The sequence below is a fragment of the Nocardioides sp. genome (assembly GCF_024509035.1).
GTDB lineage: Bacteria > Actinomycetota > Actinomycetes > Propionibacteriales > Nocardioidaceae > Nocardioides.
In genome coordinates, this window is the sequence record NZ_JANINT010000419.1 from 1,266 (window position 1) to 1,590 (window position 325).

A 325-nucleotide genomic window follows, 5' to 3' on the forward strand; every position below is an offset into this window, starting at 1 on the left:
GTCTACGCCACCCGGGTCGTCGACGGCTGGGTGGAGGCGTTGCTGCCCCCGGTCCGGCCCCGGCAGTCGATGCGGGAGTGGCTGCTCGTCCAGGCCCGATCATCCTCGACCGAAGGATCCGCCGTGCAGACGCCACCTCCTCCCGGCCCGGAGATCGGGACGACCATCGACGTGAACGGCGTCCGCACCAACTACCACGACCTGGGGTCCGGAGCTCCCGTCCTGCTCCTGCACGGCTCCGGACCGGGCGTCAGCGCCTGGGCCAACTGGCGGCTCACGCTGCCCGCGCTCTCCCGCCGGTTCCGGACCCTCGCCCCGGACCTGC

The 325-nt window shown here is 73.2% G+C and carries 1 pseudogene; it reads left to right on the forward strand.

The window, feature by feature from the left end:
- Positions 1-325, forward strand: a pseudogene (locus Q0L15_RS22875) (hypothetical protein); the annotation flags it as partial.